General features: G+C 61.4%; 13 protein-coding genes and 1 pseudogene. 6 read left to right on the top strand and 8 right to left on the bottom strand.

Annotated features, from left to right (window positions below):
- The 4 genes and pseudogenes from J4E58_RS20440 to J4E58_RS20425 form a co-directional block, all read left to right on the top strand.
- Positions 1–290 (top strand): annotated as a pseudogene (locus tag J4E58_RS20440) (hypothetical protein); the annotation flags it as partial.
- Entirely contained in the window at positions 290–1483 is a 1194-nt protein-coding gene (locus J4E58_RS20435; RefSeq protein ID WP_087092189.1) for a PAAR-like domain-containing protein, read from the top strand. The pseudogene J4E58_RS20440 and the gene J4E58_RS20435, both read left to right, overlap by 1 nt.
- A 16-nt stretch (positions 1484–1499) precedes the next feature.
- Positions 1500–2423: a hypothetical protein gene (locus J4E58_RS20430; protein ID WP_256583198.1), complete on the top strand. Its 924-nt coding sequence runs from the start codon at positions 1500–1502 to the stop codon at positions 2421–2423.
- A 98-nt stretch (positions 2424–2521) separates the two neighbouring features.
- Complete coding sequence (locus tag J4E58_RS20425; protein ID WP_172963035.1) at positions 2522–3781, top strand: TIGR02270 family protein; 1260 nt, start codon at positions 2522–2524, stop codon at positions 3779–3781.
- Positions 3782–3844: 63 nt separating this feature from the next.
- Here the strand turns inward: J4E58_RS20425 and J4E58_RS20420 are convergent, their stop codons facing one another.
- Entirely contained in the window at positions 3845–4750 is a 906-nt protein-coding gene (locus tag J4E58_RS20420) for a LysR family transcriptional regulator (protein ID WP_087092191.1), read from the bottom strand.
- Here J4E58_RS20420 and J4E58_RS20415 point away from each other — a divergent pair.
- On the top strand, positions 4710–5444 hold the full coding sequence (locus J4E58_RS20415; RefSeq protein WP_146021954.1) for a hypothetical protein: 735 nt from the start codon (positions 4710–4712) through the stop codon (positions 5442–5444). The two genes, J4E58_RS20420 and J4E58_RS20415, sit on opposite strands and share 41 nt — an antisense overlap.
- Here the strand turns inward: J4E58_RS20415 and ycaC are convergent.
- The 5 genes from ycaC to J4E58_RS20390 all read right to left on the bottom strand — a co-directional run bounded on the left by ycaC (position 5431) and on the right by J4E58_RS20390 (position 10170).
- A complete protein-coding gene (gene ycaC, locus J4E58_RS20410; RefSeq protein ID WP_007924341.1) occupies positions 5431–6057 on the bottom strand; it encodes an isochorismate family cysteine hydrolase YcaC in 627 nt (208 codons plus the stop codon). The genes J4E58_RS20415 and ycaC overlap by 14 nt on opposite strands.
- A 68-nt stretch (positions 6058–6125) precedes the next feature.
- On the bottom strand, positions 6126–7964 hold the full coding sequence (locus J4E58_RS20405) for an amidohydrolase (protein WP_087092282.1): 1839 nt from the start codon (positions 7962–7964) through the stop codon (positions 6126–6128).
- 118 nt (positions 7965–8082) lie between these two features.
- Entirely contained in the window at positions 8083–8712 is a 630-nt protein-coding gene (locus J4E58_RS20400; RefSeq protein ID WP_087092192.1) for an antibiotic biosynthesis monooxygenase, read from the bottom strand.
- A complete protein-coding gene (locus tag J4E58_RS20395; protein ID WP_087092193.1) occupies positions 8705–9121 on the bottom strand; it encodes a DoxX family protein in 417 nt (138 codons plus the stop codon). The genes J4E58_RS20400 and J4E58_RS20395 overlap by 8 nt, the downstream gene beginning before the upstream one ends.
- A gap of 125 nt (positions 9122–9246) precedes the next feature.
- Complete coding sequence (locus J4E58_RS20390; protein ID WP_087092194.1) at positions 9247–10170, bottom strand: LysR family transcriptional regulator; 924 nt, start codon at positions 10168–10170, stop codon at positions 9247–9249.
- A 291-nt stretch (positions 10171–10461) separates the two neighbouring features.
- Between J4E58_RS20390 and J4E58_RS20385 the strand changes: the two genes are divergently transcribed.
- On the top strand, positions 10462–10887 hold the full coding sequence (locus J4E58_RS20385; RefSeq protein ID WP_087092195.1) for an AraC family transcriptional regulator: 426 nt from the start codon (positions 10462–10464) through the stop codon (positions 10885–10887).
- Between the two features lie 377 nt (positions 10888–11264).
- Here the strand turns inward: J4E58_RS20385 and J4E58_RS20380 are convergent, their stop codons facing one another.
- Together J4E58_RS20380 and J4E58_RS20375 are read right to left on the bottom strand one after the other, a co-directional pair.
- The gene (locus J4E58_RS20380; protein ID WP_087092196.1) at positions 11265–13511 is read right to left on the bottom strand and encodes a lipase family protein; all 2247 of its coding nucleotides are present in this window, start codon (positions 13509–13511) and stop codon (positions 11265–11267) included.
- Positions 13508–14296, bottom strand: coding sequence for a hypothetical protein (locus J4E58_RS20375; RefSeq protein WP_172963037.1), 789 nt, complete (start codon positions 14294–14296; stop codon positions 13508–13510). Before J4E58_RS20375 ends, J4E58_RS20380 begins: the two co-directional genes overlap by 4 nt.
- Between the last annotated feature and the right edge of the window lie 60 nt (positions 14297–14356).

Raw genomic sequence — 14356 nt, 5'->3', positions numbered from 1 at the left:
AGATGGACTACCGCCTGACCGATATCTCCGGCGAGCAGTACTACTTCAAGGAAGCCTCCCTGGCCCTGAGCCGCACCCTGCGGGTGCGCAAGGAATTCTTCCACCTCTGGCACCCCGCCGACTGCATCGGCGAAACCGGCGCCGCCATCGGCCCGGCGATGCTCGCCGTGGCCCTGGCCGCCAGCCGCAAGGGTTATGGCGAAGGCCCGAATATCTTCTGCCACCTCGGCAACGACGCCGGCCAACGCGCCGCCGCGCTGCTCAGTTACCAGACTGTGAGGGCTGCGTGATGGCGAATGAGGTGTATGCCAACAATATGGAAGTTTCCTGCAAGGCGGCGGCTGGGAAATCCATCGCCTGTTTCCCCGATGTCTGCTTCACCCCGCCTCAGGCGCCGCCGACTCCGACGGGAGTACCCATTCCCTATCCCAATACGGGCATGGCCAAGGACACCACCAGGGGCACACGAACGGTCAAGATCACCCGCAAAGAGGTGATGCTCAAGGACAAGAGTTACTTCAAGACCAGCTATGGCGACGAGGCCGGTTGCGCGCCGAAGAAAGGGGTAGTCACTAGCAAGATAAAGGGAAAGGTGTATTTCACTTCTTGGTCGATGGATGTGAAGTTCGAAGGGAAGAACGTCGTCCGGCACATGGACCTGACCACCCACAATCATGCCTCCCAACCTGGCAATACCATGCCCTGGACCTATGCGGACCGAATGGCCTTCGCCAAGGATCTGTCCCAATGCGAAGGGGAAAGAAACCAGGCGAAAACTGCTTGCGGGGACGCCAGTCAGAAAATGATCTGCCCGGATATCAGCACGCTACAGACCGCGACCAAGGCCAGGAAAGCTGCTAAGGATGCGGCAGGCGACGGGTATAAAAATAATCAGGCCTATAAGGATAAACACGCCGAAGTCCAACGCGAGTTTTCGTCCTTGGCGAAGACCATCAATGACGATCCTTGCCAGAAGGCGATGCGCTGTTTTCTTGTACCGTTCAAGCCCAACAGATGTTGTCCAGGACAAACCGGAGACCACCTCATCGATTCAGCCTCCTTCACCGAAGGGCCAGCCTTTCCCGGTCAACCTAGAAGCAAGCATCCGACAAAAACCGGCTGGAGCAGATACAAGACTAATAATGCCCCAGTCATGTGTGCAGAGGGGCCCAATCAGACCACCGCCACCCACGGCCAGATGCATACCCGGCGTGGGGTAGTGGCCTTGCACGAGGCCGATGCAAAAGGTGAGTGGCCAAGATCCAAGGCAACGGAGACAGGGGCAAAAGCGGCCAAGAAAACCTTTCCGGACTCCAACTGTTCTCAGGAATGCCTAGAAGCCCAGTTGAACAAGTATCACGACAAAGCAAAGGATCCTGGAGCGGAACAGCCGATCAACGCCAATGCAACCATGACCAAAGATCAAGCCAAGCGCGACGCAGCCACAGCAGAAATGATCGCATCACCGCGCAGAGGCCGCTAACAAAAAGGAGAGTTAAGTGGATATCAAATCAGCACTTAAGGGATATAGCATTACAACTGGAACTGTGCGCTATTCAGATCTTTGTTACTTGCTCACCACCAACGACCAAGTGATTGCGGATGGATATGCAAGCTCGCTTATTCTTGATCTAGACATGGAGCAATGGGCAGCCGGCAGTGTGGATTGGCTGGCTTGCTCTGGAACTGTTTGCCATTTCCCTGAGGAGAGATTCATAGTTCTAGGTACAAATGGGTCCATTAATGTCAGTGGTGGTGGAGAAGTAAAGGAAGAGCCTCCTATTCAAGCAGCAGGTATTGATCCGAAAAAAAGAGGGCCACTTCGGGAAATTCGAGGAATAACAAAAGGTCGAGCCTACGCTGTTGGCACTTGTCGGCAAGCTTATGTGCGTGATGGAGAAGGATTATGGCGATGTATTGATCAATCTGCACAAGGTGGTGACACACCGATCACCGACTCCTGCTTTGAATCTATTGACGGGTTCAGCGAGCAGGAGATTTATACCGTCGGCTGGGAAGGCGAAATATGGCAGTACAACGGAACTGATTTTACTCAGCGAACGAGCCCCACCAACTTAGCCTTATACAAAGTTCGTTGCGCTCCTGACGGATATGTTTATGCATGCGGACAGTTAGGCACCTTGCTACGTGGGCGTGGTGACCGATGGGAAATTATAGAGCACGAAACCACTAAAGAAGATTTCTGGGGCATGGAAGTTTTTAATGACCACGTTTACATTTCATCAACGCACTTTGTCTATCGACTGGAAGGTGAAACCCTCAGTGTTATTGACTTCGGCGATGATTTCCCCGAGACCTGTTATCACCTAAGTGCAGCAGATGGAATTATGTGGTCAATTGGAGCCAAAGATGTTATGGAATTTGATGGATCAAAATGGAGACGAATCTTGAAAATTGATTAATTCGAATTAAGGTTGGTTTGTCATTAGCGTTATGACCCCAAAACGGCTTATTCACTAACCCATGCACACCGTAATAGGTTCTCCTGAGAAAGATACCGATGCTGTTGATTACGACCATAATCGACCAACACGCCGAAGAAGCCGGCTTCCTCGCCGTCCTGCGTGACTATGCCCAGCGCGCGCCGCATTACGATCTGGACGACCTCAGCACCCTCGACGACCGCATCGACGCGCATCTCGACGGCCTTCGAATCGCCGGCACCACCGGCCTGGAAACCCTGCTGGCTCAACTCGGCCCGCAAGCTATCGGCGAGCTGTTCGCCAGCGTGGTGCTAGCCTTCGAAGCGGGTAACACGCAAGTGTTGTCGCGACTCAGCGAGCACTTGCGCAGTGCGATGGAAACAGAGCGCGGCTACCTGATGGCCTTGGGTTGGCTCGACTGGGAGCGGGTATCGCCGTGGATCGAGCGCATGCTCGCCTCCCCCGAGCCCCTGTTCCGCCGCCTCGGCCTGGCCGCCTGTGGCATGCACCGTCACGATCCCGGCCCCGCCCTGCTGGCCGGGCTGTCCCATGCCGATCCCGGCGTGCTGGCGCGGGCCGCCCGTACTGCCGGGGAGCTGCGCCGTCGTGACCTGATGCCGGCGATTCGTGCCCACCGCCAGCATCAGGAGGCAGCCACCCGCTTCTGGGCCAACTGGGCCATCGCGCAGATGGGCGACGAGGAAGCGCTGGAGCCGCTGCGCCAGTTCGCCGAGCAACCGGGCGAATTCCAGTACCGCGCGCTCTGCGTATGGCTGGCCTGGCAAAAGCGCGAGTACAGCATCGCCTGGATCCGCCAATTGATGCAGAACCCCGGGCAGCGGCGCATCGGCATCCAGGCCGTCGGGCTGCTGGGCGATCCGGTCAGTGTGCCCTGGCTGATCCAGCAGATGAGCGACCTGCCGCATGCCCGCGTCGCTGGCGAGGCCTTCAGCCTGATGACTGGCGCCGACCTGGCGCTGCTCGATCTGGAATTGCAGGACCTGCCGGATTTCGATGCCGGCCCGAACGACGACCCTGAGGACTCCAATGTCGTCATGGACCCCGATGAGAACCTGCCCTGGCCCGACCCGAAGTTGATCGCAGCCTGGTGGCAAGCCCATGCAGGCGATTTCCAGGCGGGCGTGGGCTATGTGCTGGGGCTGCAACAGAGCGAAAGCAGTTATCGGCAAGCGCTTGTCCGCGGCCAGCAACGCCAGCGAATCGCCGCGGCCTGCGGCATCGCGCGCTTGCGGCCGACCGAAGTGCTGTTCCCCACCAGCGCACCCGCCTGGCGGCAAAAGGTATTGTTGGGAGAGCCTGCTGGGTTCGGGCGCTGAGCAGGCAACCGCCTGGATGGCACCGGACAGCCCCCGCCAACGCCAGCGCATTCTCCCCACGCCTTATCGCGCGACCGACGCCACGCCGCGATTCAACTGTTCGCGCAGGAATTCGATAAACACCTGCACCGGCCGCGAACCCTGGCGGTGCTGCGGGTAGACCGCCGACAAGGCCAGGGGCTCGGGCTCGAAGCCGTCCAGCAGCGATACCAGCCGCCCGTCCTTGAGCGCGGCCTCGACGATGAAGGTCGGCAGGTAGGTAATGCCCATGCCGGCGATGGCCGCGTCCTTGAGCAATTCGCCGTTGTTGACCCGCATCCTGCCGGTGACGTTGACCAGCAAGGGCTTATTGCCCTGCCCTTCGAAACGCCACTGCACCTGGCGGCCATGGCCGTAAGGCAGGCAATCGTGGCCCTGCAGTTCCTCGGGCCTGAGCGGGGTGCCGCGCTCGGCCAGGTACGCCGGGCTGGCGCAATACACCCGCTGGATCGAGGCGATGCGCCGGGCGATCAGCGTCGAATCTTCCAGCACGCCGATGCGCAAGGCCAGGTCGTAGCCCTCGCCGAGCAAGTCCACCGGACGGTCGCTGAGATCGACTTCGACCGTGACGTCGCGATAGCGCCGCAGGAACAGCGGCAACAGCTCCCCCAGATGGGCCATGGCGAATGACAGCGGCGCGCTCAGGCGAATGGTGCCCCGGGGTTCGACGGTCTGGCCGGCGATGCCCTGCTCCACCTGTTCGACTTCGCTGAGCAGGCGCAGGGCCGACTCGTAGTAGCTCTGGCCCAGAGGCGTCACGTCCAGGCGCCGGGTCGAGCGATTGAGCAGGCGCACACCCAGGCGTTCTTCCAGCTGCATCAGGCGCCGGCTGACGAACTGCTTGGACAGGCCCAGCTGATCCGCCGCCGCGGTGAAGCTGCCGGCGTCCATGACCTGGCAAAAAATACGCATGTCTTCGAACGGGTTCATTGTCACTCTCTGGTTGACAGCTGAACGCTTTATAGCCGCTTTTTCGCGTTCCGGCACCTCATTCCACCTGGAAAACCACATCGCCTGGTTTTACGACGGCTGCGCCGTCGATTGCAGCCTACGGCAGCGGCTACAGGGACCGCGATGCCTGTGTAGCCGCTGCCGAGCTTGCGAGGCTGCGAACGGCAACGCAGTTGCCGCAAAACCTGAGTCCGCGATCTGCCTGGAAAACCACATCGCCTGGTTTTACGACGGCTACGCCGCCGATCGCAGCCTGCGGCAGCGGCTACAGGGACCGCGATGCCTGTGTAGCCGCTGCCGAGCTTGCGAGGCTGCGAACGGCAACGTAGTTGCCGCAAAACCTGAGTCCGCGATCTGCCTGGAAAACCACATCACCTGGTTTTACGACGGCTACGCCGCCGATCGCAGCCTGCGGCAGCGGCTACAGGGACCGCGATGCCTGTATAGCCGCTGCCGAGCTTGCGAGGCTGCGAACGGCAACGCAGTTGCCGCAAAACCTGAGTCCGCGATCTGCCTGGAAAACCACATCGCCTGGTTTTACGCCGGCTGCGCCGCCGATCGCAGCCTGCGGCAGCGGCTACAGGGATCGCGCTGTCCGCGAGGCAAAAAAATGCCCGCACAATGGCGGGCATTTTTTCAGCTCAGCGATGACGCGAGGCTTATTTGGCAGTGAATGCCGAGTAGCTGTTCATCAGGTTGCGGTAGTTCGGGATACGCTGCGACAGCAGGTTGGCCAGGCCTTCCATGTCGTTGCGCCAGTCACGCTGCAGCTCGCATGCCACGGAGAACCAGTTGACCAGTTGCGCGCCGGCGGCGGCCATGCGGGCCCAGGCAGCCTGCTGCACCACCTCGTTGAAGGTGCCGGAAGCGTCGGTCACGACGAACACGTCAAAACCTTCTTCCAGTGCGCACAGGGTCGGGAACGCCACGCAGACGTCGGTCACCACGCCAGCGATGATCAGTTGCTTGCGGCCGGTGGCCTTGATCGCCTTGACGAAGTCTTCGTTGTCCCAGGCATTGATCTGGCCTGGGCGAGCGATGTAGGGCGCATCCGGGAACATCTGTTTCAGCTCGGGCACCAGCGGGCCGTTCGGGCCGGATTCGAAGCTGGTGGTGAGGATGGTCGGCAGCTTGAAGAACTTGGCGCAGTCGGCCAGGGCCAGCACGTTGTTCTTGAACTCGTTCGGCGAGAAATCCTGGACCAGCGAGATCAGGCCGGTCTGGTGGTCGACCAGCAGGACAACGGCGTCATTAATGTCCAGACGTTTGTAGGGTACGTTGCTCATGTGAAACTCCTAGGTGGATGGATGTCGCTATGGGTGCCGGCCACTGCGGCCGGCACTGTTGTTGATCGTCAGAAGGCAAAGCACGAGCAGCCGAAGGCGCCCCAGAAACCCTGGAAATCGCTGACCGGCACATTCGACAGGCGCGCCCGCTCGTGGCTGTGGGCATGCACCGCGCACGGGCCGCTGCACTGGTGCACCTGGGCCACCAGCGGCGAAGTCGGACGCCAGTGCCCCGGCACCTTGACCACCGGCGACCAGTCCGGCAGCACCGGCACCATCGGTGGCGAGAGCTTGGAGAAGTCGCCGGCGGCGTACACCACCTTGCCGTCGACCACGGTCAGCACCGACTCGATCCACTTGATGGCCTCTTCCTCGACGCTGAAGAAGTCCGCGGACAGGGCCGCCAGGTCCGCCAGTTGGCCGACCTTGATCTGGCCCTTCTTGCCCTGCTCCGAGGAGAACCAAGCGCTGCCATGGGTGAACAGTTCCAGCGCGGTCTGCCGCGGCAGGCCTTCGGCATGCAGCTCCATGCCGCCCACGGTCTTGCCGCTGACCATCCAGTACAGGGACGTCCAGGGGTTGTAGCTGGAGACCCGGGTGGCATCGGTGCCGGCGCCCACCGGCACGCCTTCGGCCAGCATGCGTTTGATCGGCGGGGTCTGCTCGGCGGCCTTGGCGCCGTAGCGATCGACAAAGTATTCGCCCTGGAACGCCATGCGGTCCTGGATCGCGATGCCGCCACCCAGCGCCCTCACCCGCTCGATGTTTTTCAGCGTGATGGTTTCGGCGTGGTCGAAGAACCACGGCAGGCCATTGAACGGAATGTCGCGGTTGACCTTCTCGAACACGTCGAGCATGCGCGAGATCGACTCGTCGTAGGTGGCGTGCAGGCGGAACGGCCAGCGCTGTTCCACCAGATGGCGCACCACCGGTTCCAGTTCCTGCTCCATGGTCTGCGGCAGGTCCGGACGCGGTTCGAGGAAGTCCTCGAAGTCGGCGGCGGAGAACACCAGCATTTCCCCGGCGCCGTTATGGCGCAGGAAGTCGTCGCCCTGGTGCAGCTTGACGCTGCCGGTCCAGTTCTTGAAGTCGGTGAGTTCTTCCTTGGGCTTCTGGGTGAACAGGTTGTAGGCAATGCGCACCGTCAACTGCTGCTCCCGGGCCAGTTGCTCGATCACCGCGTAGTCGTCCGGGTAGTTCTGGAAACCGCCGCCGGCATCGATGGCGCTGGTCAGGCCCAGGCGATTGAGTTCACGCATGAACTGGCGGGTCGAGTTGACCTGGTATTCCAGCGGCAGCTTCGGCCCCTTGGCCAGGGTCGAATAGAGAATCATCGCGTTCGGCCGCGCCACCAGCATGCCGGTGGGCTCGCCGTTGCTGTCGCGCACGATCTCGCCGCCCGGTGGGTTCGGTGTGTTGCGGGTGTAGCCGGCGACCCGCAGGGCCGCGCGGTTGAGCAAGGCACGGTCATACAGGTGCAGGACGAACACCGGGGTGTCCGGCGCCGCCTGGTTGAGTTCTTCCAGGGTCGGCATGCGTTTTTCGGCGAACTGGAACTCGTTCCAGCCGCCCACCACCCGCACCCACTGCGGGGTCGGCGTGCGGTCGGCCTGGTCCTTGAGCATGCGCAGAGCGTCAGCCAGCGACGGCACGCCTTCCCAGCGCAGCTCCAGGTTGTAGTTCAGGCCGCCGCGGATCAGGTGCAGGTGCGAGTCGTTGAGGCCGGGGATCACCGTGCGCCCCTTGAGGTCGATGACCTGGGTGGCGCTACCGCGCAGGGCCATGGCCTCGGCATCGGTGCCCACGGCGACGAAGCGCCCCTGGCTGATGGCGACCGCGCTGGCGCGGGGCTTCTCGCGGTCGACGGTGTGGAATTGACCATTGAACAGAATCAGATCGGCGTTCATCGGATGTCCTTCTGAATGGGAAGAGGCAAGGGACAGCCGCGGCCAGAAAGCCGCCGCGGCACTGAGCAAGGACCCGGCTGCGAGCAAGTGGCGGCGCAGCGGATCGGTCGGGTCATCGTTATTGGCCATGGCCGGGCTCCAGGTGTCGATCGGTGGCAGAGGCTTGCAACCAGGGGGCGAACAGCCGGGTCGCCAGGGGCATGAACAGATAGACCACCGACAGCACGATGGTCAGGGTGATCAGGAAAGTGGCGACCACGTAATTGCCAAGCCAGGCATTCAGTTGCAGCACAGGCCCCCAGATCAGCGGCACCAGCAGGGTGTGCGGCAGAATTACCAGCATAGTCAACAGCGCCTGCTTCCAGCGTGGCGGTGGCGAAGCGGCGTCGGTCTGGATGGAAAACCAGAACTCATGGACCGGGTGGACTTCGGTCTGGTCGCCGTCGGCCAGCAGCGGCGCGGCTTCGTCCACCAGCGTCCGGCGTTGCGGCGAGTCGAGCCAGCGCTGCATCGCCTCGGTGGAGCAAAAGCGCAGCACGCAGGTGAACAGGTCGAGGCCGCCGCTCTTGCTGCGAATCACGTCCACGCCCAGATGCCCCTCGTACTGCCCGGCAACCCCGACAATGCGCCGCAACCAGGCTTCATAGGGCGCTTCCAGGCCAGCCTTGACCCGGTGCTTGACGATCAGCGTCACGACCTCATCGGAGTCCGGCCACGCAGTGGCTTCGAGGCGATTGGGATCAGACATAACGCAAGGCTCCGGCGAAACGATCATTGAGGGCCAGCCGTCCCGGGCCGGCGATAAAAATGCTGCTGAACAGGATCAACAACAGCCAGGCGAACTGGCCTTCAGCCAGGCTCCACTGCGGATGCACCACCAGCAATGCCACCAGCAGCACCGCGAGGATCGGCAGGCACGCCAGGCGTACCGCCACCCCGGCGACAATCAGCAACGGGCACAGCACCTCGGCGAAAATCGCCAGCATCAGCGTCAGGTTGGCGCCCAGCCGGAACGGGTCTTCGATGCGTTGCAGTTGCGCGCTGTAATCGAGCAGTTTCGGCAGGCCGTGCACCCACAGCAGAAATAGCCCGGCGCTGACCCGCAAAAACAGCAGCCCGAGGTCCCGGGCTCGTTCATCCCATGGTGAAGCGTTCATTGGCGCACCCGCACAATTTGAAAATCCCCGGCATCGACGCCGAGATTGCATGGTGCCGCTGCGCGGTCGGGAAAAATTGAATGTATGTGCTCTCTTGCCGCAGGGACCGGATCGACCGCCCGCGCCTAGGCGGAGTGGATCCTCAAGGGCTCGGACATGAACTGGGCGATCCGCGAGCGCAACCAGCGCTCGGCCGGATCGTTGTCATGCACCCCGCTCCAGGCCATGGACAGCTGCGCCGCCTCGATGGCGAACGGCGGGTCCTCGGCGCGCAAGGCGCAGCCTTCGACCAGGGCACAGGCCGCGTAGTCGGGCACGGTGGCGATCATCTCGGTGCCGGCGAGCAAGGCCCGCAGACCGCTGAACTGCGGCACCCCCAACACCACCCGGCGGCTGCGCCCGACCTTGGCCAGGTCGAGGTCGATATTGCCGCTCAGGTCGCCGGAGAACGACACCATGGCGTGGGGCCGCCGGCAGTATTCATCGAGGGTCAAGGGTTCGGGCCGGTTGTCGCCGCGCAGCACCTTGCAGCCGATGTCCCGCAGCTTCTTGCGCTTGGCATTGGCCGGCAATTCAGTGGTGTAGCTGACCCCGACCGAGATCTCCCCGGAGGCCAGCAAGGCTGGCATCAACAGGTAGTTGGCCCGGCGCACCACCACGACTATGCCCGGGGCCTCCTCCCGCAACCGGCTCAACAACGGCGGAAACAGACCGAACTCGGCATCGTCCGACAGGCCGATGCGGAACAGGTCGCAGCTGGTCGCCGGGTCGAATTCCTTGGCCCGGCTGACCGCGCCCGAGATCGCGTCCATCGCCGGTTGCAGCTCCTTGAGAATCACCAGCGCTCGGGCCGTCGGCTCCATCGCGCGGCCGTTGCGCAACAGCAGCGGATCGTCGAACAGGTCGCGCAGGCGGCCCAGCGCGGCGCTCACCGCGGGCTGGCCCATGAACAGTTTTTCGGCGACCCGGGTCAGGTTCTTTTCGAACATCAGGGCCTCGAAAATCACCAGCAGGTTCATGTCGATGCGGCGCAGATCGTTACGGTTCATCGGTGCAGTTCCATTGTCTTGTCAGCCATGTACGAGCTATCCAGCGGTAGGCCGCCCCGGCTTGCGGCTTGCGGGAGCATGCACGCCTGCCCCTCGGAAAAATTGCAGCCATGTGCTGAGTTGTCGCGAATACGCAACCTGCGGCTGAGCGGAATTAACAACGTTTAACTCGCAAGCCCCCGCGCCACCGCCAAGAATGAGGCCCTCTGCGCAGACCTGTTTTCTAAATCGGGAAGCGCCCGGCTCACCCCGCGGTGCGCCGGCGCATGCCCACCGACACGGAATTTCGTCATGGCCCACGCTCAGCACAACGCCGTCAGGGCGTCCGTCCCGCACCCTCGAAAAACCACCCCTGGCGGCCTTTCTCCCTGGCGCGAAAGCCTGGTCAAGCAAATGATCCTCGACGGCCTGAGCGACACCCTGGAAGTCACCGAACTCGCCCGCGCCTGCGCCCTGTCCCGCAGCCATTTCTCCCGCGCCTTCAAGTGCAGCACCGGCCTGTCGCCCCAGGAATGGATTCGCTGCCAGCGCATCGCCCGGGCCAAGCAACTGATCCGCAGCACCGACCTGACCCTGACGCAGATCAGCCTGGAATGCGGCTTCTGCGACCAGGCGCACTTCTGCCACATCTTCACCCACAGCGAAGGCATCAATCCGTTTGCCTGGCGGTGCCGGGTCCTGCGCGCCCGCCCCTGCCTCAACCAGGCGAGCGCATAAGGCCGCGGCACGCTCGAGGGCCGGTAATAAAAATGTCAATCGTCAAGTTGTTTTTGAGGGGTTATCGCTGAGAGAAAGGTCTTGTAGCGCAATAGGCCAGGTCGGATTTCGGCATCTTTGCGCTCGTGCCGTTTTTTATGCAGGTGCCATATAGGTGCTTGGCTGTGGCAAGCGCAGGTGCGTATCAGGGGGCAAGAATGCAAGGCCATGCTGCAAGCCTGGACCGACGCCATCGATGCTCTCGCGCTCGCTTCGAACCTTGTCGTATCACGGGCTTGAATCTGGCAAGCCGCACGGAGATAGCCAAGGCTGCTGCGGCTCATTGAGCGCGAGACCGGCAGGGGGGCAATTGGGAAGCCCCCCCTTGTTGCTCCGTTCTACCCTATCGCATCGATGTCCAGATTGAAGGTGGTGCCCGGGACGTGGCCGCCGACCAAAGCGGCAATCGCACGATCGTTGCTGTCGGCATCTGGCGGCGCCATTGCGAGTTGTTCTTGCGTGCGATTAAAGGAGTGCGCTAGCCAGCGGTCCAGACTCATCGCCAAGACCTCGGGCTGATCTGCAACCAGTCCGTATACCTTCGCCTCGGTGACACGTTCTTCGCTCAGGTCTTTCAGGCGCGCAGCGGTCTCTTGCAACCTGCCGATTTCAGCGCGCAGCGGTCCGACGATCTGGTGTTCCCTGACAGAACCGCGTGCCGCCGCCTCCTTTTCTCTCAACTGTGTCTCGAAGTCCTGTAGCGCTTCATGGACCCGATCATACTCAGTCGAAGTCACCAGGGTGCGCCCCTCCTGCAGAGCCTCTTGCGCACGGCGCAAGGCGGCCCAGCAATGCGGGATGTAGCTGACGACCATCTTGTGGTGGGCGTTATCCACCATTTGTTGCAGCAGTCCCCCTCGCTTTGGCAAACCATTCTTGGCATCCAGCGCCTTGGCGCAGACCGCCGCACCACCCCGCTCGGTAATCGTTTTACACCCGGGCGTCCAAAGGATTGCGGACTTGTGGCCATCGGCAAACGACACTGGCATGAAATGGCGCAGTGTGCCGTGGTGCGTATAGGGTTCGCCGGCAATGTTGACGGGACTGAGGAGCAAGACCGCCCCTCCGCTGGCGGGATTGGCGAGCATAAACAGGAGGCCCGCCCCGGACATACGCCAGGACGTGTTCATCCAGATCGCCGGGACACTGGGCACCGGGTCGTTCTGGTTGACTATGCGGTGGTGCACCAAAGCCTTGGCGTTTTCCACGAAGGTCTTGTCGCCTACGCGTGGGCTGCCGTAGGTGTAGAGCAGGATGTCGTAGGTGAAGCCCTCTCTAAGGCGCAGCATCTCTGCGACCAGGAGGGCCACCGCACCACCCAGGCTGTGGCCGGTGATCACCAGTTTTTGCCCACTGTAGAATTTGTCCAGATAAGTTGCGACGAAGGTCCGAACGGCCTTTGCGGAATCATAGAAGCCGCTATGCACCTTACCCAGCCCTTCCTCGAAAGGCACTTGTGCGGCATCCAAATCACGCAGCACATCAGCGCCACCGGCTGTCCCCCGTACCGCCAGCAAAACCAGTTCATCGTTATGAGTGATGAACGCCTGAGAGTCGGTGCCATCGTCATTCTCCGCATCGTCCAAGTAGTGAAGCTTGGCAGGATGCTCCTGTCCGGCCCCCAACTCTGGGCTGTTTACCTCGGGGTACAGCTCTGGGTCGAACGGTACGATCTCCAGACGTTTGGAATACGCTACGTCGGCATACAGCGGGTAGTAAGTTTTCCCGGCTGTCTGACTGGCATCCACTTGCCAGAGCTCATCAGACTTGGCCAGGGCATCGCCAAACCAGTTGCCGACGCTGGGTTGCGCCGGGAAGCTCACACGGCTGCTTTCCACGGGTTGCGAATTGGGGTCCTGGCCAAACGGGCTATAGCTCAGGGTTGCCATCAGGGCCAACTGGTACAGGTTGAGTGAGCAGAATTCTTCGCCCGTGGACAGGACCGGACTCAGGGACCGCAGCGGGCGCACCTCCAGCACATGGTGTTTGTTCGGTAATAGCGCAATGCCCTGCACCTTAGGAGGCGTGGGGCCAAATCCCAATTCCGCCATGGCGGCCGCTTCTGAGGGCCGGCGCATCAGCGAGTGCACATGGTGCTGGGGCGGAAAGTTGCGCGGTGCCAGCGGCGGTAGGTGGGCACGATGCGCCACCAATTCGCTCACCTCGACCTGGCAGAAGAAACCGGCTTGGGCTTGCGCGGGGTTGGACTGAGTACGAGCGCCGCTTGGGTTCAGAAAGCGAGTCTTTTCGGCGCGTACTTGCAACTCAGTGATAGGTAGCGGGTAGTGTTCTCTTCCGACTTTACGCACATATGTCTTATCACTTCCCTGATAGGCTTGATCAACCTTGAGCACTACCGGCCCGCAATAGTGCCGATTGACCTTGCCTGTGCCTGTTTCATCCAGGACGCCCAGGTAAATGGCGCCTTCGTAATCGGTGGCCTCATAGGCCAAACCGGCATAGGGTGTGCCGTCACCCCTTTCATCCACCAGTTGAAAGCTGGTCGAATGTGTCTGCATCGGACAAGCATGCATGCGCGTATCGAAGAAAGGCCGCTCCCACTCTTCCATCGGCTCAAGGCTCATGGGGTCACCTCCTTGTCTTCGGTGCAGCCTGGATAGATGGTGCAGATGCGGCCGCCGGGCATTCTGAAGGTACTGAAATCCTTGTAGTTGCCAAAGCAAAACGCATCTTGATCTTCAAAACTTTCGCCCATGCAGCGTTTCCAGCCACCGGACACCTTGACCCAGGTGTCCTTCATGTACGGCCTCTCCTCGTCGGCCAGCTTGATCTTCATCTTCACGGTCTTACCCGGCAGCTCGTCAAGGGTATAGGCCGCGAAAGGTCTGGTTTTCAGCAGTTCGCCGGATGCATCGGTCTTTTTGCAGTCGAGGATTTTCACGAGACGGCGCAGTCCTCCAGACGTACGAAACAGCCATTGACACTGACCGGAAAACTCGCCTTCCCCGGCTGCATTGAACGTACCTTTAAACGCTTCCGGCAATTCTTCGCGCACCGACACCCGGGCATACTCGCGCCCCAAGTCGCCCCAGTCCTTACCATAGGTCGCGTTGATTTCCAGCTCGACGTAATCGACCACCAGCTCGCACCCCTTGCGAGTCCGACGTATCTCGATTTGCGCGTCGGGTTTGTATTCGGTGCGCCACTCACGGTTGAACTGCGGCACCCGATTGTCTGCCCTCGGCACGGTGCAGGTTTGCCCTTTGGCGGGCACGTAATACACCGACGCGACATAGGCGAAGTCCGGTGGCAGGTCGGCCGTAAAGGTGAAGCTGTTGGACGTGGCGGCGCAGCCCTGCGTCAGTGCCAGACAACTGCCAAGCATCAGACTTTGCAGGGTTCGTTTCACATCCTCCTGAAAGCTGGTCGAATGTGTCTGCATCGAACAAGCATGCATGCGCGTATCGAA

Origin of the sequence: Pseudomonas sp. FW305-25 (assembly GCF_017351415.1) — a bacterium.
Taxonomy (GTDB): Bacteria; Pseudomonadota; Gammaproteobacteria; order Pseudomonadales; family Pseudomonadaceae; genus Aquipseudomonas; species Aquipseudomonas chlororaphis.
This window is presented reverse-complemented; position numbering and strand designations above follow the sequence as displayed.